18 protein-coding genes and 1 tRNA gene are annotated in these 21002 nt (G+C 67.2%); 9 read left to right on the top strand and 10 right to left on the bottom strand.

Annotation, left to right across the window (positions count from 1 at the left end; genetic code table 11):
- Positions 1–204 precede the first annotated feature (204 nt).
- Both ASE70_RS03785 and ASE70_RS03790 read right to left on the bottom strand, forming a co-directional pair.
- The gene (locus ASE70_RS03785) at positions 205–903 is read right to left on the bottom strand and encodes a cupin domain-containing protein (protein ID WP_235512253.1); all 699 of its coding nucleotides are present in this window, start codon (positions 901–903) and stop codon (positions 205–207) included.
- Between the two features lie 2 nt (positions 904–905).
- Complete coding sequence (locus ASE70_RS03790; RefSeq protein WP_235519578.1) at positions 906–1568, bottom strand: haloacid dehalogenase type II; 663 nt, start codon at positions 1566–1568, stop codon at positions 906–908.
- A 452-nt stretch (positions 1569–2020) separates the two neighbouring features.
- On the opposite strand from ASE70_RS03790, the gene ASE70_RS03795 reads away from it, so the two are divergent.
- The 7 genes from ASE70_RS03795 (at position 2021) to ASE70_RS03825 (ending at position 10961) form a co-directional block, all read left to right on the top strand.
- Positions 2021–3448, top strand: a complete 1428-nt coding sequence (locus ASE70_RS03795; protein WP_056501682.1) for an aldehyde dehydrogenase family protein — start codon at positions 2021–2023, stop codon at positions 3446–3448.
- Positions 3445–4620: a DSD1 family PLP-dependent enzyme gene (locus ASE70_RS03800; RefSeq protein WP_056501558.1), complete on the top strand. Its 1176-nt coding sequence runs from the start codon at positions 3445–3447 to the stop codon at positions 4618–4620. The genes ASE70_RS03795 and ASE70_RS03800 overlap by 4 nt, the downstream gene beginning before the upstream one ends.
- A 1-nt stretch (position 4621) precedes the next feature.
- The gene (locus tag ASE70_RS03805) at positions 4622–5017 is read left to right on the top strand and encodes a RidA family protein (RefSeq protein WP_056501561.1); all 396 of its coding nucleotides are present in this window, start codon (positions 4622–4624) and stop codon (positions 5015–5017) included.
- Between the two features lie 23 nt (positions 5018–5040).
- Complete coding sequence (locus tag ASE70_RS03810; protein ID WP_082450620.1) at positions 5041–6243, top strand: DUF1624 domain-containing protein; 1203 nt, start codon at positions 5041–5043, stop codon at positions 6241–6243.
- A 33-nt stretch (positions 6244–6276) separates the two neighbouring features.
- Positions 6277–7602, top strand: a complete 1326-nt coding sequence (locus ASE70_RS03815) for an NAD(P)/FAD-dependent oxidoreductase (RefSeq protein ID WP_056398330.1) — start codon at positions 6277–6279, stop codon at positions 7600–7602.
- Positions 7603–7692: 90 nt separating this feature from the next.
- Positions 7693–9399 (top strand): Hsp70 family protein, encoded by a 1707-nt coding sequence (locus ASE70_RS03820; protein ID WP_056501564.1) that lies wholly within the window; start codon positions 7693–7695, stop codon positions 9397–9399.
- Positions 9400–9476: 77 nt separating this feature from the next.
- On the top strand, positions 9477–10961 hold the full coding sequence (locus tag ASE70_RS03825; RefSeq protein WP_156355960.1) for a hypothetical protein: 1485 nt from the start codon (positions 9477–9479) through the stop codon (positions 10959–10961).
- A gap of 44 nt (positions 10962–11005) precedes the next feature.
- Here ASE70_RS03825 and ASE70_RS03830 read toward each other — a convergent pair.
- From ASE70_RS03830 to ASE70_RS03850, 5 genes are all read right to left on the bottom strand, one after another.
- Positions 11006–11092: transfer RNA gene (locus ASE70_RS03830), tRNA-Leu, on the bottom strand.
- An 85-nt stretch (positions 11093–11177) separates the two neighbouring features.
- On the bottom strand, positions 11178–12182 hold the full coding sequence (gene holA / locus ASE70_RS03835) for a DNA polymerase III subunit delta (RefSeq protein ID WP_056501569.1): 1005 nt from the start codon (positions 12180–12182) through the stop codon (positions 11178–11180).
- Positions 12179–12664, bottom strand: coding sequence for an LPS assembly lipoprotein LptE (lptE, locus tag ASE70_RS03840; protein ID WP_056501572.1), 486 nt, complete (start codon positions 12662–12664; stop codon positions 12179–12181). Before lptE ends, holA begins: the two co-directional genes overlap by 4 nt.
- Complete coding sequence (leuS, locus tag ASE70_RS03845) at positions 12661–15156, bottom strand: leucine--tRNA ligase (protein ID WP_056501574.1); 2496 nt, start codon at positions 15154–15156, stop codon at positions 12661–12663. Before leuS ends, lptE begins: the two co-directional genes overlap by 4 nt.
- A gap of 11 nt (positions 15157–15167) precedes the next feature.
- On the bottom strand, positions 15168–15602 hold the full coding sequence (locus ASE70_RS03850) for a DUF3576 domain-containing protein (protein ID WP_055996495.1): 435 nt from the start codon (positions 15600–15602) through the stop codon (positions 15168–15170).
- 299 nt (positions 15603–15901) lie between these two features.
- Between ASE70_RS03850 and ASE70_RS03855 the strand changes: the two genes are divergently transcribed.
- Both ASE70_RS03855 and ASE70_RS03860 read left to right on the top strand, forming a co-directional pair.
- Positions 15902–16585, top strand: a complete 684-nt coding sequence (locus ASE70_RS03855; RefSeq protein WP_235519580.1) for a hypothetical protein — start codon at positions 15902–15904, stop codon at positions 16583–16585.
- 241 nt (positions 16586–16826) lie between these two features.
- The gene (locus ASE70_RS03860) at positions 16827–17936 is read left to right on the top strand and encodes an ABC transporter ATP-binding protein (protein WP_056398348.1); all 1110 of its coding nucleotides are present in this window, start codon (positions 16827–16829) and stop codon (positions 17934–17936) included.
- Here the strand turns inward: ASE70_RS03860 and ASE70_RS03865 are convergent.
- The 3 genes from ASE70_RS03865 to ASE70_RS03875 are packed head-to-tail and all read right to left on the bottom strand — an operon-like array spanning position 17897 to position 20882.
- A complete protein-coding gene (locus ASE70_RS03865) occupies positions 17897–18748 on the bottom strand; it encodes a carbohydrate ABC transporter permease (RefSeq protein WP_056501577.1) in 852 nt (283 codons plus the stop codon). The two genes, ASE70_RS03860 and ASE70_RS03865, sit on opposite strands and share 40 nt — an antisense overlap.
- A complete protein-coding gene (locus ASE70_RS03870; RefSeq protein ID WP_056398354.1) occupies positions 18739–19620 on the bottom strand; it encodes a carbohydrate ABC transporter permease in 882 nt (293 codons plus the stop codon). The genes ASE70_RS03865 and ASE70_RS03870 overlap by 10 nt, the downstream gene beginning before the upstream one ends.
- Complete coding sequence (locus tag ASE70_RS03875) at positions 19617–20882, bottom strand: extracellular solute-binding protein (RefSeq protein WP_056501580.1); 1266 nt, start codon at positions 20880–20882, stop codon at positions 19617–19619. Before ASE70_RS03875 ends, ASE70_RS03870 begins: the two co-directional genes overlap by 4 nt.
- Positions 20883–21002: the final 120 nt, after the last annotated feature.

Here is a 21002-nt window from a genome sequence, read left to right on the forward strand (position 1 = left end):
GGTTCGCCGTTACTCCGGGGCAGGCCGAGACCTCTGCGAAACTCGCAATCATCGCGAGAAAACTAGCCGTACCCCCGCGCAGGCGGGGGTCCAGAGCCAAGCAGAACAACGGCTTGCGCTTGGAACCCTGGACCCCCGCCTGCGCGGCACCTTCGCAAACGTCTGGGCCAGACCCGGGATGACGATCCCGCCATCACCCCCCGATCAGGCGACCGCCGGCCGCCAGATCGCATAGACCTTCTTCACTTGCTCGCGGCTGTCCCACGAACATTCGGCCCCATGTTCGACCAGAAAGATATCGCCCGTGGCAAAGGTCCCGCTGACCCCCGCCTCGTCGACGAAGGTCACGCTGCCGTCCAGCAGGTGCATCAGTTCGTGATGGCGATAGCGCATGGCGATGCGGTGATAGGGCGTCGAATCCCATGTCCCGCAGATGAAGACCCCGTCGCTCGACAGGTAATCGGTATGGTTGCGGCACGACGGCGTCGGCCCGACCAGCAGCTCGGCAAGCGGCGGATTGGACGGGACGAGCGCCGCATCCTCGTCGATCGGCACCACCGCGTCGGCGGCGGGCGTTTCGATCGCATGGCGCATCGCCAGCACGCGCGTGGCCGGTGCCGCTTCCCAGTCGAAGGCGACACCCGAAGGGAGGACCGCACTGCGTCCGGCGACCAGCGTGGTGCCACCGATGCGCAGCGATCCGGCGACGACGATCACGAATTCGTCGCCCGGCAGGCCCGCCACCGACCCCGCGCCGCCATCAAGCGCGACCAGATCGACCCCGCACGGCCCGTCGGTCAGCGGCAACGCGGCGCGCGCCGTCGCATAGTCGCCGGTGGCTGGCACCGCTGCCGTATCGGCAAAGGCGCGCAGGTCGATGAACGAGCGGACCTTGGTCGACACGCTCAAAGCCCGACCAGTCCCGGCAGGCCGGCAAGGCTGGGAATGTCATGGACCTGATAATAGGGGTTCAGCGGTTCGTGACCGCGATTGACGAACGCCTTGTCCTTGATGCCCAGATCGAACGCCGTCATCTGATCGTAGCGGAAGCTCGAGGAGACGTGCAGCACGTCCTCCGGCCCGCAGCCCAGCTGATCGAACATATATTCGAACGCCTGCATCCGCGGCTTGTAGGCCTGCGCTTCCTCGGCGGTGTAGACGGCGTGGAACGGCGCCTCCAGCTTTTCGACGCTGTGCGGGATCAGGTCGACCATCGAATTCGACAGGATGACCAGCGGATATTCGGCGGCGACGCGCTTGAGCGGCTCGACGACGTCCGGATGCGGGCCCCAGGTCGGCACGGCAGCATAGACCTCGGCCGCATCGCTGTCGCGATATTCGATGTTCCACCGCTTGCAGGTCCGGCGCAACGACGCTTCGACGACATCGCGATACGGCTTCCATGCGCCCAGCACCTCGTCGAGACGATAGGCGGAAAAGTCGTCGGTGAAGCGCTGCAGATCGGCTTCGGCGACACGATCGGCGTAGATGCGGCGGGCGACCGGTGCCATCTCGAAATAGATCAGCGTGCCATAGCAGTCGAACGTGATATATTTAGGACGAAGCACGGTTGGCCCCCTTTGCGAAGTCGTTGTGGAATGGCCGGATATTGGCGGCGGAAACGCGGCAGAAATACTTGTTTCCGCGGCTTTCGCGCGGCGAAGCGAACGACGTTGACCGCCGGCCGGCATAAAATGCCGGGCCTTATGGGTCACGCCGTGCGGCATAGGTCGTCGGTTCGACAGGTGTTGACACACCGACATCCGATCCGCGTTCCGACGGGCCACTTCCCACTGGCCACCGCCTGCGTGACCACCGCCGACGTCCCACCGCGCCGACAGCAGAAAATAGCGCGTTGCCGTTGAAAACCACTGGCAACGCCGCTTCGCCATCGCCGGAATGCCGTTTGAGGCCCTGTTTTCGAACGCGTCTGCCGTTCGCTTGCCGGTAGACTTGCGTCCATAGGCGGCCTCCGGTCCCGCTGCCCCTTCGGGTAAACGGACATGCGCACAGGATGGACATGACGGACGACAGGTCGGGACAATTCTATATCGATGGCGGCTGGTGCGATCCGGCCGGTGACGCGCTGCGCATCGCCGTGATCGATCCCGCGACCGAAACGCAGATCGGCACCATCGCCGCCGGTTCTGCCGCCGATGTCGACCGCGCGGTGGCAGCCGCGCTGCGGGCGTTCGATCGCTGGTCGATCTCCCCGGTCGCCGAGCGGATCGCACTGCTCGAACGGATCGCGGCGCTGATGGAACGACGCGCCGAAGCCTTTGCGCAGGCGATCGCTCTGGAAATGGGGGCGGCGATCGGCTTTGCCCGCGCGTCGCAGGTGCCGTTCGCCATCGCCCATGTCCGCGCACAGATCGATGTGCTGCGCGGCTATCGGTTCGAACGGCCCGACACCGGGTTCACGCTGGTCAAGGAAGCGATCGGCGTCTGCGCGCTGATCACCCCGTGGAACTGGCCGCTGTACCAGATCACGGCCAAGGTTGCTCCGGCCATCGCCGCAGGATGCCCGGTGGTGCTGAAACCCAGCGAGATGTCGCCGTACAGCGCGCTGCTGTTCGCCGAGGTCGTCCACGATGCCGGGCTGCCGGCGGGCGTGTTTAATCTGGTCAACGGGTCCGGCGAGGCGGTGGGGGCGGCGTTGTCGGCGCATCCCGATGTCGCGATGATCTCGATCACCGGATCGACCCGCGCCGGCGTGCTGGTCGCGCAGGCGGCGGCGGTCAGCGTCAAGCGCGTCGTGCAGGAACTGGGCGGCAAATCACCCAACCTGTTCCTCGACGACGCCGATTTCGCGACCGCGATCCCGCGCGGCGTGATGGCCGGCATGCGCAATGTCGGCCAGTCGTGCAGCGCACCGACCCGGTTGCTGGTCCCCGCCGCCCGGCTGGACGAGGTCGAGGCACTGGCGGCACAGGCCGCCAGCGAATGGCGCGTCGGAGCGCCCACCGACGAAGCGACCACGATGGGCCCGATCGCCAACGCCGCGCAGTACGCCCGCGTGCAGGCGATGATCGAAGCGGGCCTGGCCGAGGGGGCCAGGCTGATCTGCGGCGGCCCCGGCCGCCCCGCCGACCTCAACCGTGGCTATTATGTCCGTCCGACGATCTTTTCGGGGGTGACCCGCGACATGCGGATCGCGCGTGAGGAGATTTTCGGGCCGGTGCTGTGCATCATGCCCTATGCCGACGATGCGGACGCCGTCACGCTGGCCAACGACACCGTCTACGGTCTTGGCGCGCACGTCCAGTCGGGCGATGCGGCACGCGCGCAGGCGGTTGCCCGGCGCATCCGGTCGGGACAGGTCCATATCAACTATCCGGCATGGACCGCGCACGCGCCGTTCGGCGGCTACAAGCAATCGGGCAATGGCCGCGAATATGGCGTCCATGGCTTTGAGGAATATCTGGAAACCAAGGCGATCCTGGCATGACGACAGCAACCCTGACCCACAAGACGCAGACCGACGGCGCGACGCTGTCGACCGTCGAGACGCCGTGCCTGATCCTCGACATCGATCGGATGGACCGCAACATCGCCCGGCTGCGCGCGCATCTGTCGCCGATGGGGGTCACGCTGCGTCCGCATCTGAAGACCGGCAAGTCGATCGAGGTCGCGCAACGGCTGATGGAAAGCCCGGCGGGACCAGCGACGGTATCGACGCTGAAGGAAGCCGAACAATTTGCCGACGCCGGCGTCCGCGACCTGATCTATGCGGTCGGCATCGCCCCCGACAAGCTGTCGCGCGTCCTCGCGCTGCGCGAACGCGGCGTCGATATCGCGGTGGTGCTCGACACGGTCGAACAGGCGGAGGCGGTCGCAGCCACATCGGTGGCGGCGGGCACCGCCATTCCCGCGCTGATCGAAATCGACTGCGACGGCCACCGCTCGGGCGTGTTGCCCGACGACAGCGCCGCGCTGATCGCGATCGGTCGCGCGCTGGTGGCCGGCGGCGAACTGCGCGGGGTCATGACCCATGCCGGCGGCAGCTATGCCGCGCGAAGCCCCGAAGAACTACGTCGCTATGCCGAGGCCGAGCGCAAGAGCGTGGTCGATGCGGCGGCGACGCTGCGGGATGCCGGTCTGCCTTGTCCGGTGGTCAGCGTCGGATCGACCCCGACCGCGCATTTCGCCACCGACCTGACCGGCGTGACCGAGGTGCGGGCCGGCGTGTTCGTGTTCTTCGACCTGGTGATGCACGGCATCGGCGTCTGCGCGATCGACGATATCGCCCTGTCCGTGCTCGGCACCGTCATCGGGTTTCAGAAGGAAAAGGGCTGGATCCTGATCGACGCCGGATGGATGGCGATGTCGCGCGATCGCGGCACCGCCAGACAGCCGGTCGATCAGGGCTATGGCGTGGTCTGCACGCTGGACGGCACGCCCTATCCCGACCTGATCCTCGCCGATGCCAATCAGGAACATGGCATCATTACCGTTCGTCCCGGATCGGACGGCCAGCTGCCCCCGCTTCGCATCGGTGACCGGGTGCGCGTGCTGCCCAACCATGCCTGTTCGACCGGCGCGCAGCATCCCGCCTATCACGTCGTCCATGGCGACGATCCGGCGATCGCGGCGACCTGGCCACGTTTCGGAGGGTGGTGAGATGCGCGATCTGATCCAGCCGGTGCTGACCGCTGACGCCCCCGCCCCCGCCGGCCATTATGCGCAGGCGGTGCGTGCGGGCGATCACCTCTACATCTCGGGCCAGCTGCCGATCCGTGCGGACGGCGCGAAGCTCGACGACCTGCCGTTCGAGGCGCAGGCGGCGCAGGCGATCGACAATATGCTGGCGATCCTGACCGCGGCCGGGGGCAGCCCCGCCCACCTCGCGCGCGTCACCGCCTATATCGTCGGCGTCGACAACTGGCCGCGCTTCAACGGCGTCTATGCCGAAAAGCTGGGGCAGGCACGTCCGGCGCGTACCGTCGTGCCGGTGCCCAAACTGCATTACGGCTTTCTGGTCGAAATCGACGCCGTCGCGCTGCTACCGCGCGACTGACCCTTTCATCGGTGGAGTTTTCCATGGCGAGCATCCCGACCGACCGAGCCTTTTCCGGGCGAACCGCACCGCCCCCGGCGGCGGCGAAGCCCGTGGCGGCGGCACGGCTCATCAGCATCGATGCGTTGCGCGGCTTCGTGATGGTGCTGATGCTGCTCGACCATGTGCGCGAAGGGTTCTTCCTGTGGGTGTCGATCGGCGATCCGGTTGATGCCCTGACCGTCTCGCCCGCCAGTTTCTTCAGCCGCCTGACCAGCCAGATCTGCGCGCCGGTCTTCGTCGCGCTCACCGGGCTCGGTGCCTATCTCTATGCGCAGAAGCACAGCATGTCGGAGACGACCGCCTTCCTGCTCAAGCGCGGCATCTTCCTCATCCTGCTCGAACTGACCGTGGTCAATTTCCAGTGGTACGCGCAATTCCCGCCGACGATCGTCTATCTGCAGGTCATCTGGGCGATCGGCCTCAGCATGATCGTGCTGGCCGGGCTGATCCGCCTGCCGCATGTCGTGATCGCCGCGATCGGCGTGGTGATCGTCGCCGGGCACAACCTGCTCGATCCGATCGTGCTGCCGCCCGAACATCCCTTCTACGCCATCTGGTCGCTGCTGCACGAACGCGGCACGATCACCATCGGCGGGCTGCCGATCCGGTTCAGCTATCCGGTGCTGCCGTGGATCGGCGTCATCTGCCTCGGCTGGGCCGCCGGGCCATGGTTCGCGCGCGGCGACGTCGCGGCGCGGGGGCGGACGCTGGTGCGGGCCGGGCTGGCGATGCTGGTGGCCTGCGTCGTGCTGCGCTTCGCCAATGTCTATGGCGACACGCCGTGGTTCGTGGTGCCCGGTTCGTCGCTGCGCACGGTGATGAGCTTCCTCGCGCTGACCAAATATCCGCCGTCGCTGCTGTACGTGCTGGCGACGCTCGGCGTCGGGCTGTTGCTGCTCGCGCTGTTCGACCGGATCGCCGACGCGCGGGTGACCGGATGGCTGGCGGTGCTGGGCGGCGCGCCGATGTTCTTCTATCTGTTCCACCTGTATCTCCTGCGCACGCTGTACCTGATCGCGCTGGCGATCTGGGGCACCAACCATGGCGAGGTGTTCGGCCTGCCCTCGATCGGCTGGGTCTGGCTGATGTGGCTGTTGCTGATCGTGCCGCTCTATTTCCCAACGCGGTGGTTTTCGAACCTGAAAAAGCGCCGCAAGGACATCCGCTGGCTCAAATATCTCTGAGCGCCCCGACCCGATCTACTGGAGCCCGTCCGCATGCCCGCACCGCTGACGTTCGTCGATTCGACCCCCGACCTGCCCGATTCCGCCGATGTGGTGGTGATCGGCGGGGGCATCGTCGGCAGCTTCACCGCCTATTACCTCGCCAAACGCGGTTTGAAGGTCGCATTGATCGAAAAAGGCCGCATCGGCGCCGAACAGTCGAGCCGCAACTGGGGCTGGTGCCGGCAGCAGAACCGCGATGCGCGCGAACTGCCGATGGCGACCAAGGCGCTGGATCTGTGGGAACAATTCGCGATCGACACTGGCGAGGATACCGGCTTCAGCCGCTGCGGCCTGTTGTATCTGAGCGATAATGAGTCGGAAATCGCCGCCTGGTCCCGCTGGCGCGATTTTGCGAAGTCCGCAGGCGTCACGACCCATATGCTGTCGGCCGCCGAAGCGAGCGAACGCGGCCGGTTCAGCAACAAGGCGTGGAAGGGCGGCGTCTTTTCCCCCACCGACGGCACCGCCGACCCGTCACGCGCAGCCCCGGCCGTCGCGCGGGCGATCATGGCGCTGGGTGGGACCGTGCACCAGCAATGTGCCGTCCGCGGGCTGGAAACCGAAGGCGGCCGGCTGTCGGGCGTCGTTACCGAACACGGCGTGATCCGCACCAGCATCGCGGTCCTGTCCGCCGGGGCATGGGCATCGTCCTTCTGCTACCAATATGGCATCCGCTTTCCGCAGGCGACGATCCGCCAGACGGTCGTGTCGGTCGGGCCGGGCGAGGACGTCTTTCCGCCGGCGATGCACAGCGAATTCATCTCGATGACCCGGCGCGGCGACGGCGGCTACACCCTGTCGATCAGCGGCAGCGGCAAGGTCGATCCGACCCCGCAATTCCTGCGCTTCTCCACCCAGTTCCTGCCGATGTTCGCGCGGCGCTGGCGCAAGCTGTCCCCCGGCGGGCTGGAAGGGGTGCAGTCGGGCCATGAGAGCGTGAAGCGATGGAAGCTCGATCGGCCGACGCCGATGGAGCGGATGCGTATCCTCGATCCCACGCCGGACGCCGCGACCGTGAAACGCACCCGTGCCCGCGCGCTGGAGATGATGCCGCGCCTGAACGAACGGGCGGTGACCGGGGCATGGGCGGGTTATGTCGACAGCACCCCCGACGGCGTACCCGGCATCGGCGAAATGGCGGCCCTGCCCGGGCTGGTCCTCGCCTCCGGCTTCAGCGGGCATGGCTTCGGCATCGGACCGGGTGCCGGCCATCTGATCGCCGATATCGTCAGCGGTGCCGAACCGATCGTCGACCCCAAACCCTATCACCCCGACCGCTTTGCCCAGTCGGCATGGGGCAAGGTCGCCGAATTCTGATCGCGGCGGTCGTCCCAAGGGAGGATCGCCACCCCGTTGCCTGACGAAGCCGACGCGCTACACCCGTCGCCGTAGTGGAAGGGGACAGGGATGATCGTCGGTATCGATCTGGGGACGACCAACAGCGCGTGCGCGATCTGGCAGGGCGATGCGCCGGTGATGGTGCCCAATGCGCTGGGCGACTATCTGACACCGTCGGCGGTCAGCATCGGCGAGGACGACGCGGTGCTGGTCGGGCGTGCGGCGCGCGACCGGATGGCGACCCATCCCGACCGCACCGTCACCAGCTTCAAACGCCGCATCGGCACGCGCGAGACGGTGAAGCTCGCCAAACGCGATTTCGACAGCGAGGCGTTGTCGGCCCTCCTCCTCGCCAGCCTGAAGCGCGATGCCGAAGCCTTTACCGGTGAAAGCGTGACCGCAGCCGTCGTCACCGTTCCCGCCTATTTCAACGATCGCCAGCGCAAGGCGACCCGGCGTGCCGGCGAACTCGCCGGGCTGCCGATCCGCCGGCTCATCAACGAACCGACCGCCGCCGCGCTCGCCTTCGGCATTGCCGACCGCGCCGATCACGAACCGTTTCTCGTCTTCGATCTGGGCGGCGGCACGTTCGACGTGTCGATCGTCGAGATGTTCGACGGGGTGATCGAGGTGCGCGCATCGGCCGGCGACAACCGGCTGGGCGGTGACGATTTCAACGACTGCCTGATCGCACTGGTCCGCGCCTCGCTCGATCCGCAGGGGCTGCTGGCGACGCTCCCGCCCGACCGCGCCACCGCCTTGCTGGCGCAGGCCGCCGAACGCTGCCGCCGGGCGCTGAGCGACGGCGACAGCGCCGATTTCGGCGTCACGGTGGGCGATACGGCGCTGACCGTCCCCGTCACCGCCAGCGCGTTTGAGGAAGCGGCGGCGGGCCTGCTCCAGCGCATCCGCGAGCCGGTGCTGCGCTCGCTGCGCGACAGCAGCATCGCCGCCGCGACCCTGTCCGAAGTCGTGCTGGTCGGCGGGGCGACGCGGATGCCGATCGTGCGCCGGGCGGTCACGCGAATGTTCGGCCGGTTCCCGGCGACGACGGTCCATCCCGACCATGCGGTGGCGATGGGCGCGGCCGTGCAGGCCGGGCTGCTGGCGCGCGATGCGGGTCTCGACGAAATCCGGCTGACCGATGTCTGCCCGTTCACGCTGGGCGTCGATACCAGCGAGCCGGACGGGCGCGGCGGGTTTCGCACCGGGCTGTTCTCGCCGATCATCGAACGGAATTCGGCGGTGCCGGTCAGCCGCGTCTCGACCTTCTCGACGCTGTCGAACCAGCAGACCAAGGTGCAGTTCGGCGTCTATCAGGGCGAGGCGCGCGAGGTATCGGGCAACGTCAAGCTGGGCGAGATCACCGTGCCCGTCCCCCCGCGCCGCGCGGGCGAGGTCACCGTCGAATGCCGCTTCAGCTACGACACGTCGGGGCTGCTCGAAATCGACGTCAGCGTGCCGGAGACGGGCATGACCCGCAATCTGGTGATCGTCGATGACGAGGACGCACCCGACCCCGCAGAACTGGAGAAGCGCCGCGCGGCGCTGGCCGCGTTGAAGGTCCATCCGCGCGACGATGCGGTCAATGCGGCGCTGCTGGCGCGGGCGCGGCGGGCGTATGAATCCTTCCTCGGCGACACCCGCGCCGCGATCGGTCATATGCTCGGCCAGTTCGAAACCGCGCTGGCAACGCAGGACGAGCGGATCATCGCTCAGGCGCGCGAGGCGTTCGGCGCGGTGCTCGACCAGATCGAAGGCGAGCGATTCCTGTGAGGCACGGCATCTGGGCGACGCTCGACCTCGATCCGACGACCGACCGCAGCGCCATCCGCAAGGCCTATGCCGCACGGTTGAAGGCGATGGACGTCAATGCCGATCCGGCCGGCTTCGCAGCCCTGCGCGCGGCGCGGGATGCGGCGTTGGCGGGGGTGGAGGAGGCGGTGACGGAGGAGGCACCGGCGTTCGAGACGGAAACCCTATCCCCCGACATGGCGGAGGCCGGACCGCAGCCAGACGCCGGGATCGATCCGGAACTCACCGCCTTTCACGAAGCGATCAACGCCCACTTTCAGGCGCTCGAGTCGTTGCTGTTCCCCGGCCACGATGCGCCCCCGACCGCCGAAGAACTAACGGCGATCGAGCATCACGGTCACGCGCTGCTCGCCGACCCGCGGCTCGAACAGATCGATTTCGCGACCGGTGCGGAACGCTGGTTCGCGGAGATACTGTCGGCAAGCATCCCGCGCTCCGACCCGCTGTTGGAGCCTGCCGCCGCCGCGTTCGGCTGGATCGACCGTCGGAACGACTACGCCTTGTCGCCAGAGGCCGTCGAGATCGTGGAACGGATCGGGACGAAGCGGTTCGTTCATCTGGTATCGCAGCCCGATCACCGACTTCACCGGGCGTGGACCGGTTTGGTCGGGCAAGATCGAGGTCGGATCGGATGGTTCAATCAGAATACGCGGACCAGCGAGTTGCTACAGATCATTCGCGAACGGCATCCTTCTGCGGAACAATGGCTCGACCCCGCCCGGGTCGCTCGATGGGAGCAGCGTCGATCGAAACGGCAATGGGCGGGAACTGCGACATGGCTTATCATTTTCTTGCTCGTCGTCGCCTTCCGCATCGTGAACGCCTGGAATTCATCGGAGGAACGCCAGTCCCCCAAATGGACAGCACCCGCGTCGGTCGGCTACGTTGCCGAACCGAACCAGATTGCCCGCGACCTGACCGGCGAAGGCATCGTCCCGGTGAGCAACCGCAACCCGCAACTGGCTGCCGAAATCCGGGCAACCGTAGCGGCGTTGAGTTCCATTTCGAGTGAACCGAGAGCGCGTCAGATCATCAACGAGCTTGCCGGTCGCCGCATTCTTTCGGGACTGGCCAACGCACCCGATGCGTTGCTTCGGGACGTCACACAGTTCGAGATCGATGGGAAACGGGCATTGCTGAAGGATCAGCCGTTGCTGACAGCGACCCCGGAGCGGTGCAACGAGTTCCAGTTTCCCGCCCGCTACACCGTGGTGTTCCCCGACCAACGTCCGCGGCAGGAGAAGCTGATCCATCGCGCCATCATGGCTTCGGACCAACGGCCTGTGACGACGTCGCAGCAATTCATGATACCGGGTTCCATCGTCGATGAAGTTCGACGCCTCTCCGGTCTGCCCGAAGATCGGCTGCGCGAAGCATTGGCCGGCAAGGGGGAGCCGCGCGAAGTATGTCGCACAGCAATCGCCCTGCGCGAGGTCGCGCTCAATGCTGGCGAATCCGGAATGGTCCTCCTGCGTGCCATGCAACCAACGGTCAGCCCGGCAAAACCGAACCTGTCGAACTGATCGGAGGGGAGAGAGTTCTCCCCCCGGCCGCTGCCGGGGGAGAATGGTGCGGTCGAGAAGACTCGAACTTCCACGGCCTTTCGGCCACAACGACCTCAACGTTGCGCGTCTACCAGTTCCGCCACGACCGCACGTGAACACCTTGGGGTCGCCCCCTTGGCTGGCAGGAGCGTGCCCCTAGCAGCGCGTTTGCGGTCGTGCAAACGCTTTTGTGGATTATTTGCCGCGGGCCGCCGCGCGGGCGATGGCGATGGCTTCGGCGGCGGTCATCACCTCGCCCAGACCGCTGCCCGACAGCGCCGCACGCTCGGCATCGCGGACGCGTTCGAGGGCGCGGGCAAGGCGGGTCGCGTCCCAGCGGCGCAGCGCCGTCGCGGTCGCGACCTGTTCCTTGAAGAACACCCGGTGGCGCTCCATCACCCGGTCGACGCTGTCGCCATCGTCGATATCGGCGCGCATCTCGGCCAGCGACAACAGCCGCCGTGCAACCGCGCGCAGCACCGGGATCGCCCCGCCGGGCATTTCGGGCAGTGCCGCCGCCGCCGCATCGCCCGCGATCATCGCGCTGACGATACCGCCCAGTTCGGCATCGGCGATCGAGGCACCGATCGCATCGAAAGCCTCACCATCGGCGTCGCGCGGGCGCTCGGGTGATGCGTCCAGATACAGTGCCAGCTTCTCGATCTCGCTGGCCAGCACCGCACGGTCGCCCGCCGTCACCGCCGCCAGCCGGTCGGGCACGTCGCCCAGCAGCCGCAAGCCATGGTCGCGGGCCATCGTCACCGCCAGCTTCGCCGCCTGCGCCGCGTCGGGCACGTAGCAGGCGACGGCGACGGCGTTGAGCGAGGCGGTGACCAGCTTCACCAGCTTCGACGTGCCCTTGACGCTCGGCGCGATCGCCGCGACCGGATTCCCGGCACGCTCGGCCGCCAGCAGCAGCGTCACCGCCTCGACCGATTCCTCACCCATGCCGGTCACGCGGATGCAGCGGGCATCGCCGAACAGCGACATCGACGCGGCTTCGTCCGCCAGCAGGCCCGGCCGGCTTTTCAGCATCGCCCCGTCCATGTCGACGCGCTCGGCCCCCTCGCCCACGCCCTTGGCCAGTCGCGCGGCCAGCGCCATCGCCCCCGCCGTGTCAGGTCCGTGGAACAGATAGAGGCGAATATCGGGGCCGGGCCGGTCGAGCTTGGCCGCGACCTGCTCGGGCCGAAGCTTCACGAGCCTGACTTGGGCAGCGTCAGCGCGATCCGCGTCACGATCTGGTCGGCGACGATCAGCGACAGCCGTTCGAGCGCGGTACGCTCCGCCGCGATCGTCGCATATTCGGACCGGACCACGTCGATGCCGGCATCCGATCCGGCCGTTGCGTCGAGCGTCACCGCACCGTTGGTCAGGTCGATCAGCTGATAGCGCGCGCGCAGCGTCCGCCGCTCGCGCGTGATCGAATCGTCGCGCCGCACGCCCAGACCGGTGATATCGTCGTCGAGCCTGATTTCGAGCCGGTAGCGCGTCGGCCCTTCGGCACGCAGCCGGTCGCGCAGCGCGTTGGCGACCAGCCAGCCATTCTGCCCCGCGATCGGCGCGACCTCGACGCCCGCCAGCGTCTGGCGCACCATGCCGCCCTCGCCTCCGCCATACAGCGGCCGCAGCCCGCAGCCGCCAAGCAGCAGGGCAACGCTGAGGACGGCCGCGCGGATCATGCGACGATGTTCACGAGGCGGTCGGGCACGACGATGACCTTGCGCGGGGTCTTGCCCTCCAGCGCGCGGACGACCTTCTCGCTCGCCAACGCGGCGGCTTCGGCGTCTTCCTTGGACGCACCCTTTGCCAGCACGATCGTATCGCGCAACTTGCCGTTCACCTGCACCGCGATCGTCGCTTCGGCGTCGACCAGCATCGCCGGATCGACCACCGGCCACGGCGCATCGGCGATCAGCCCGCTGCGCCCCAGTTGCGACCACGCCTCTTCGGCCAGATGCGGAATCATCGGACTGACCAGCAGCAGCAGCGCGTCCATGTCGGCATCGGACAGCGTCTTGGCCTTCTCCGCCTCGCCCAGCAGCGTATAGAGCTTGGCCACCGCCTTGTTGAACTGCAGCGCGGTGATGTCGTCGGCGACCCCGGCGATGGCGCGATGAACGGTACGGGTCAGCGCTTCCGGGCTGGAACCGCCCGCCTCATGCGCCGCAACCAGCTTCCACACCCGCTTCACGAAGCGTTCGGCACCCTCGATCCCAGCCTCGCTCCACGGCAGATCGCGTTCGGGCGGACTGTCGGACAGCATGAACCAGCGTGCGGCATCGGCACCGTAGCGATCGAGAATAGGCTCGGGATCGACCGTATTCTTCTTCGACTTCGACATCTTCTCGATGCGGCCGACGGTGATCGCGTCGCCGGTCGCGGTTTCGGTGCCATCGGTCACTTCCGATGGCGCAAGCCAGCGACCATCCGCCGACTTGTACGTCTCGTGCGTGACCATCCCTTGCGTGAACAGCCCCGCAAACGGCTCCTTCAGGTCGATCAGCCCGACATGGTTGAGCGCCCGCGTCCAGAAGCGCGCATAGAGCAGGTGGAGGATCGCATGTTCGACGCCGCCGATATACTGCCCGACCGGCAGCCAGCTTTCGGCGACCGCACGGTCGAACGGTTTGTCATCGGGCTGGCTGGCGAAGCGGATGAAATACCATGACGAATCGACGAAGGTGTCGAGCGTGTCGGTCTCGCGCCGCGCCGGGGCACCGCAGGCCGGGCAATCGACGTGTTTCCACGTCGGATGGCGGTCGAGCGGGTTGCCGGGAATGTCGAACGACACGTCCTCGGGCAGCTTGACCGGCAGGTCCGCGGTCGGGACCGGCACCACGCCGCACGCGTCGCAATGCACGATCGGGATCGGCGTGCCCCAGTAACGCTGGCGCGAAACGCCCCAGTCGCGCAGGCGCCACACGGTCGTGCCCTTGCCCCAGCCGCCCGCTTCGGCACGGTCGATCACCGCGCGCTTGGCGGCGGCGACGTCCATGTCGTTCAGGAAGTCGGAATTCACCAGCCGCCCCGGACCGGTATAGGCTTCGGTCCCGTCGAACACCGGGTCGGCCTGTTCGCCATCGGCGACGACACGGCGGACCGTCAGCCCGTATTTCCGCGCGAAATCAAGGTCGCGCTGGTCATGCGCCGGCACGCCCATCACCGAGCCGGTACCATAGTCCATCAGCACGAAGTTGGCGATATAGACCGGCAGGTCGATCGACGCATCGAACGGATGCCGCATCCGATAGCCGGTGTCGAAGCCCAGCTTCTCGGCCGTGTCCAGCTCGGCGGCGGTGGTCCCGCCCTGCTTGCACAGATCGATGAACGCCGCCGCGTCGGGATTCGCATCCGCCAGCGCCCGCGCGATCGGATGATCGGCGGCGATCGCGACGAAGCTCGCGCCGAAGATCGTGTCGGGCCGCGTCGAATATACCTCGATTGCCTGATCGAACGGCGCGACCGGCGCAAAGGCGAATTGCAGCCCTTCCGACTTGCCGATCCAGTTTTCCTGCATCAGCCGGACCTTGTCGGGCCACTGGTCGAGGCTCCCCAGACCATCGAGCAGATCGTCGGCAAAGTCGGTGATCTTCAGGAACCACTGCGACAGCTTGCGCTTCTCGACCACCGCGCCCGACCGCCAGCCGCGCCCGTCGATCACCTGTTCGTTGGCCAGCACGGTCATGTCGACCGGGTCCCAGTTGACCGTCGATTCCTTGCGATAGACCAGACCGCCGTTCAGCAGTTCGAGGAACAGCGCCTGTTCGTGGCCATAATAGTCGGGATCGCAGGTCGCGAACTCGCGGCTCCAGTCGAAGGCGAGGCCCAGCCGCTTCAGTTGCGCCTTCATCGCGGCGATATTGGCATAGGTCCACTGGCCCGGATGGACCTTCTTTTCCATTGCCGCATTCTCGGCGGGCATGCCGAACGCGTCCCACCCCATCGGGTGAAGCACTTCGTGGCCGGTCATCCGCAGGAAACGCGCGAGCACGTCGCCCATCGTATAGTTGCGGACATGGCCCATATGGATGCGTCCCGATGGATAGGGAAACATCTCAAGGACATAGCGCTTCGGCTTGGGCGACGCATCGTCGGCCACGAAGGTGCGGGCATCGTCCCATGCGGCCTGCCAGCGCGCATCGGCCTCGCCGGGCGAAAAACGGGGGGTCATCGATGCGTCGCTCAGCCGGTCACCGCCCCGCGGCGCAGATCGCGTGCGCGCGTCAGGATGATATCCTCCAGCTTCTGCACGGTCGCGGCCTCGACCGGGGCCTCGATCCACTGGCCGCCGCGATTGATCTGGCGCAGCGCGGCGACGCGCAGCGCATCGGCGCGCAGGTCCTGGTCGAGGATGGTGACCGTCACCTTGGTCCGCTCGGTCGGCGTCGCCGGATTGACGTACCAGTCGGTGACGATGACGCCGCCGTTCGAATCGGTCTGGGTCAGCGGCATGAACGACAGCGTGTCGAGGCTGGCGCGCCACAGATAGCTGTTGACGCCGATCGTCGTCACCTTCGACGCGGCGAGATCGCCCGCGACACGCCCCTTGCCACCGCTGCACGCGGCCATCGGCAAGGCGAAAGTTGCCAGCAACGCGATCAGCAGCGGGCGGTTCATTAGCGGTTCCTTGACTACAGGCCATTACGGCAGTTCGCGCCGCTTCTATAGGAGGTGCCGCGGACGCGGCAAGCGGGTTGGTGACACGCGACCGGAACCGGGCGGGCGCGGCGGTGACGGTCCCGGATTGATGCAGGTTCGGATGTGGTCGGACAAATATGTGGGTTCGATGCAACAGGTCGCGGGAAAGCGACCGGGCGCGGTGGTGCGACGCAACCGAATCGTGATAGCGCCATTAGCGGGGAGTGAGGGAAATGATGACGCGTGGCAGGATCTCGGCTGGCATAGGATTGGGGGCGATGATCGCAGCCGGTCTCGGTGCGTCGCCTGCACTTTTCGCGCAGGAACAGCGCGCTCCGCGCGTCCTGAAGCGCGTCAATCCCGACTCGATGCCGCTGGTGGCGTTCGGATCGTTCACCCCCGCCGCTGCCGACCCGCGTCTGACCGCCGCCCTGTCGCGGACCGCGCTCAACGCACCGGGGTTTCAGTTCACGCCGTCCGAAGGGGCGGTGATCGGCAACCGTTCGATCAAGGTCGCGGTACGCGGCCGCTCGCTCCAGCCGAATCGCCTGCCCGAACGCGTCGCCGCGGCGGCACCGGTGCAGACGCTCAACCCGGTCGCCTATAATCTCGGCGTGTCGGTCGGCTGGAAGCGGCTGGCGGTATCGGGCGACGTGACGCGCCTCGATCTTGCCGGACAGCCGGGCAGCCGCGAGCAGATGGGCGTCGGCGTCAGCTTTTCGGGCCGCAAGTTCACCGGGCGCGTCGGCGCGATCAGCGACCGTCCGCTCGCCGATCAGCCGGCGCTGATCGCCGATGCACCGGCCTATTCGCTCGACATGGGCGGATCGTACAAGCTGACCCGCAACCTCGATGTCACCGCCGGCGTCCGCTACCGGTCGGAGCGCGAACGCATGCTGCGCATAGCTCGCGACAATCGCGACAGCCAGGCGATCTACGTCGGAACCGCCTTCCGCTTCTGATCCAACCTAACGCCTCCCCGCCCGCGGGGAGGGGGACCGTCCGCGCAGCGGATGGTGGAGGGGATTTCCGCACAAGCTGTCCTAGCGATGGGCATGCCCCTTCCAGCTTTACTGGTCGCCCTCCCCGTACCGGGGAGGATTTTGCCCGCTCCATGCCGGGACTTCCGCAACCGCCGCTACCACACCCAAGGTTGCACCGCCCGCCGATGCGCGTAAGCCGCTGTAACAAACGGGAGAGATCATGGCGGCGGTCGATATTGCAGGACTTGGGAAACGCTACGGCGACACCGTGGCACTGGCCCCCAGCGACCTGACCATCGCCGATGGCGAATTCGTCGTGCTGGTCGGCCCGTCGGGCTGCGGCAAATCGACGCTGCTGCGGATGATCGCCGGGCTGGAAACCGCCAGCGAAGGCCGCATCCTGATCGGCGGGCGCGATGTGACCGACTCGCCACCCGCCGAACGGGGCGTGGCGATGGTGTTCCAGTCCTATGCGCTTTACCCGCATCTGACCGTCGCCGGGAACATCGCCTTTCCGTTGAAGGTCGCCGGCCTGCCGAAAACCGAGATCGCCGAACGCGTCGCCGAAGCGGCGGCGATGCTCGACCTGACCGGGCTGCTCGACCGCCGCCCGCGGGCATTGTCGGGCGGGCAGCGGCAGCGCGTGTCGATCGCCCGCGCGATCGTCCGCCGGCCGCAGGTGCTGTTGCTCGACGAACCACTCTCCAACCTCGACACGTCGCTACGCGCGCGGATGCGGCACGAATTCGCGCGCCTGCACCAGCAATTGGGCGCGACGATGATCTATGTGACGCACGACCAGCTGGAGGCGATGACGCTCGCCAACCGCATCGTCGTGATGAGCGCGGGGCGGATCGAACAGATCGGCGCGCCGATCGACGTCTATCGCCGCCCGGCCAGCATCGCGGTGGCCGCCGCGATCGGATCACCGGGCATGAACCTGTTGCCGGCCACGCTGGCCGCCATGACGCCCGACGGGGCGACGCTGCGCCTGACCGACGGCGCGCTGGTCGCGACGGCGGCGCGTGCCGGCGTCGACGATATCGGCACATCGGTGACACTCGGCGTGCGCCCGGAACATCTGGTGCCCGATGACGACGGGCCGTTCGTCGGCGCGGTCGAGCTGTTCGAACGGCTGGGGCCGTTGTCGTTCGCGCATCTCGGCGCGCGCGGCGATGTCGACACGATCGTCGCCCAGCTGCCGGGCGACCGCTCGGTGACGCTCGGCGAGACGCTGCAATTCTCGATTCCCCCGGCCGACGCCCATGTCTTTGCCGCCGATGGCCGCGCCTATCCCTTGACCCCGCCGCCCAGCAGCCCGGTCAGATAATAACGCTGGAGCATCAGGAAGATCACCAGCACGGGCAGCGTCGTCACCACCGATGCCGCCATCATCAGTTCGCCGTCGGCGGCATGTTCGCGGGCGATCGCCGCGACCGCGACCGGCAGGGTATAGCGTTGCTGATCGGCCAGGATCACCAGCGGCCACATGAAATCGTTCCAGCTCGCCAGGAAGGTGAACAGCGCCAGCGTGACGACGACCGGCGTCAGCAGCGGCAGGACGATCGCGCGAAAGATGCGCATCTCGCTCGCCCCGTCCATCCGCGCCGCATCGATCAGTTCGTCGGGGATCGCCAGCGTCGCCTGCCGCACGAACAGCACGCCGAATATCCCGGCCAGCCCCGGTAGGATCACCCCGGCATAGCTGTTGACCAGCCCCAGATGGCGGAAGATCAGGAATAGCGGCAGCATCGCGACCTGCCCCGGTACGACCAGCGCGGCGATCAGCAGTTTCAGCAACCGTTCGCGCCCGCGAAACCGCAGCTTTGCAAAGGCATAGCCCGCCGGCACCGTCAGCAGCAGCCCGAGCAGCGTCGACAGCATGGCGATGCCGATACTGTTGCGCAGCGCCGGCAGGATCCGGTAATCGAACCACGCCCCGTCGATCTGCCGCCGGACCAGCAGTTCGTGATAATTCTCCAGCGACCAGCGCGACGGCCATAGCGGGATCGGCAGCGTGCCCGATTCCCCGCGCGGCATGAACGACACGATGACCATATAGAAAAGCGGCGCGACGGTCAGCGCGACCAGTGCGAAGACCGCGGCATTGGCGACGACCGGGCGCATTTTGCTCACAGCCATTCGTTGCGCCTGCCGATGCGGGTCTGGACCCAGGTGATGGCGAGGATCATGACGAACAGGACGAAGGCGACCGCACTCGCCTGTCCGAGGTTCCACCATTTGAACCCCTCCTCGAACATGAAATACAGCACCGTCGTCGTGCTTTGCGCCGGTCCGCCCAGCGTCATGACATAGGGTTCGGCAAAGATCTGCAGGAACCCCGCGACGCTCATCACCGCTGCCAATAGCAGCGTCGGCCCGATCGCCGGCAACGTCACGTGGCGGAACCGCAACCACCGCCCCGCCCCGTCGAGCCGCGCCGCCTCCATCAGGTCCTGCGGCACCGCCGCCAGCGCGGCCGTGAACACGATCATGTTGTATCCAAAGATCTTCCACGTGACGAAGATCAGGATGGCGGGGATCGAGCTGTTCGGATTGCCCAGCCAGTCGATCGGCGCGATGCCGATCAGCGCCAGCCCCCGATTGAGCAGGCCGAAGCGTTCGTTGAACAGGAACCGCCACACGACGGCGGTGGCGACCACGCTGGTGACATAGGGCGCGAACAGCGCGACGCGCCACAACGGCTTCCACCGGACCGTCGCGTCGTTCAACAGCAAGGCGGCGAGCAGCGAGGTGCCGATCGCCATCGGCACGCCCAGCACCGCAAAGATCAGCGTGTTCTTCAGCGACCGCCAGAATAACGGCGTCGCCAGCAGCTCGATGAAATTGTCGATGCCGATGAAATGCAGATTGCCCGGATCGGCCAGCGCATAGACCGAATAATCGGTGACCGACAGCGCCATCGCCGCGATCGTCGGGATCACCAGCACGATCAGGATGATGGTCAGCACCGGCGCGGTGAACAACCATGCGGCGCGCGACTGGCGGGTCATGCGATCTTCCCCGCATCGACCAGCGCCCGGCGTCGCGCCAGCAGCTGATCGACGCGTTCGTCCAGTGCGGTCAGCGCCTGACCGATCGTTTGCAGTCCGCGCACCACCCGTTCGGCGGCCAGCTGGATCTCGCCCTGCATGCGTTCCCACTCGACGACCGGCGGGATCGGTGCCGGCTGCGCCATCTGTTCGCGAAACGCGCGCAGTACCGGCAGCGCCAGTTGCGGCGAATCCCACGCATCCAGACGGGCGGGCAGATTGCCGATCATCCGCTGGAAGGTCAGCTCGCTGGTGCGCGACGTCATGTGCCGGACCAGCGCCCATGCCTCGGCCGGACGGTCGGTCGTGGTCGACACGCACAAGACGCTGCTGTCCCCCGACACCGGCCCCGGCCCGTTCGGCCCGGCCAGCCGCGCGGTGCCCCAGCGATCGGGCGCGATATCGGCGGCGCGGCGACGCAGGTCGAGCAAGGTCGTCGGCGCGCTCGGCCAGATCGCGAAAAACCCCTGCGCAAATGCGGCCAGCGGGTCCTGCACCTCGGTCGACGCCGCGCGCGGGGCCAGCCCCTCGGCGAACAGATTGGCGTAATAGGCAAAGGCTTCGCGCACCGGTTCGGACCGGAAATTGCCGCGCGTCGCCTGATCGCGCAGCATCGTCGCGCCCGCCTGCGTCATCATCGTCAGCAGCGCGCCGGGCCAGTTGAGCAGCATCAGGAACACGTAATCGTCGGACCGCCGCCGCTTGATCGCCCGCGCCATCGTCAGCCACCCGGCCCAGTCGAGCGGCGGCGTCGCATAGCCGGCCTCGGCGACGATGTCGGTGCGATAATATTGGACCTGCGGCGCGACCGACCACGGCACCGCATGATCGACCCCGTTAATGCGCAGTGCGTCGCGGATGCCGGGGAACAATCCGGCGGTCAGCGCGGGCGACGGGACCGGTGCCACCGCGCCGATCATCGCGAATTCGCGTACCCAGCCGTTGAACAACATCAACACGTCGGGCAACGCCCCCCCCGCATACGCCGTCAGCAGCTTTTCGTGCGACGCGGTGGTCGGCAGCGACTGGACCTCGACCGGTATGCCGGTGGCGGCGGTGAAGCCGGGCATCAGGAACGGCGAATAATCGCCCTCATAGCTCATCGCCCAGACGCGCAGCGGCGGCGGTCCGGTCGTCTTGCCGCAGCCGGCGATCGCGAGCGCGGGGAACAGGCCGAGCATCGTCCTGCGCGTCGGTCCGCCATGATCGTCGCCGCTCTGCACCCGTCGACCTGTGCCGGATCGCGGAGTCGGACGCCAGCCGACGTGACATCTAAACCACAAGAAACGCACTGATATTCCGGTCCGCCGCGTACCGAACCGAACCCTTTTCGGCCGTATGAT

Origin of the sequence: Sphingomonas sp. Leaf22 (genome assembly GCF_001421715.1) — a bacterium.
Taxonomy (GTDB): Bacteria; Pseudomonadota; Alphaproteobacteria; order Sphingomonadales; family Sphingomonadaceae; genus Sphingomonas.

What these genes read in the sequence shown, in the direction of transcription:
- leuS (WP_056501574.1), bottom strand. Translation starts at nt 15,156, where the DNA reads ATGACCCCCCGTTTTTCGCCCGGCGAGGCCGATGCGCGCTGGCAGGCC.
- ASE70_RS03810 (WP_082450620.1), top strand. Translation starts at nt 5,041, where the DNA reads ATGGCGAGCATCCCGACCGACCGAGCCTTTTCCGGGCGAACCGCACCG.
- ASE70_RS03855 (WP_235519580.1), top strand. Translation starts at nt 15,902, where the DNA reads ATGATCGCAGCCGGTCTCGGTGCGTCGCCTGCACTTTTCGCGCAGGAA.
- ASE70_RS03870 (WP_056398354.1), bottom strand. Translation starts at nt 19,620, where the DNA reads ATGACCCGCCAGTCGCGCGCCGCATGGTTGTTCACCGCGCCGGTGCTG.
- ASE70_RS03815 (WP_056398330.1), top strand. Translation starts at nt 6,277, where the DNA reads ATGCCCGCACCGCTGACGTTCGTCGATTCGACCCCCGACCTGCCCGAT.
- ASE70_RS03865 (WP_056501577.1), bottom strand. Translation starts at nt 18,748, where the DNA reads ATGGCTGTGAGCAAAATGCGCCCGGTCGTCGCCAATGCCGCGGTCTTC.
- ASE70_RS03800 (WP_056501558.1), top strand. Translation starts at nt 3,445, where the DNA reads ATGACGACAGCAACCCTGACCCACAAGACGCAGACCGACGGCGCGACG.
- ASE70_RS03860 (WP_056398348.1), top strand. Translation starts at nt 16,827, where the DNA reads ATGGCGGCGGTCGATATTGCAGGACTTGGGAAACGCTACGGCGACACC.
- ASE70_RS03805 (WP_056501561.1), top strand. Translation starts at nt 4,622, where the DNA reads ATGCGCGATCTGATCCAGCCGGTGCTGACCGCTGACGCCCCCGCCCCC.
- lptE (WP_056501572.1), bottom strand. Translation starts at nt 12,664, where the DNA reads ATGATCCGCGCGGCCGTCCTCAGCGTTGCCCTGCTGCTTGGCGGCTGC.
- ASE70_RS03795 (WP_056501682.1), top strand. Translation starts at nt 2,021, where the DNA reads ATGACGGACGACAGGTCGGGACAATTCTATATCGATGGCGGCTGGTGC.
- ASE70_RS03820 (WP_056501564.1), top strand. Translation starts at nt 7,693, where the DNA reads ATGATCGTCGGTATCGATCTGGGGACGACCAACAGCGCGTGCGCGATC.
- ASE70_RS03850 (WP_055996495.1), bottom strand. Translation starts at nt 15,602, where the DNA reads ATGAACCGCCCGCTGCTGATCGCGTTGCTGGCAACTTTCGCCTTGCCG.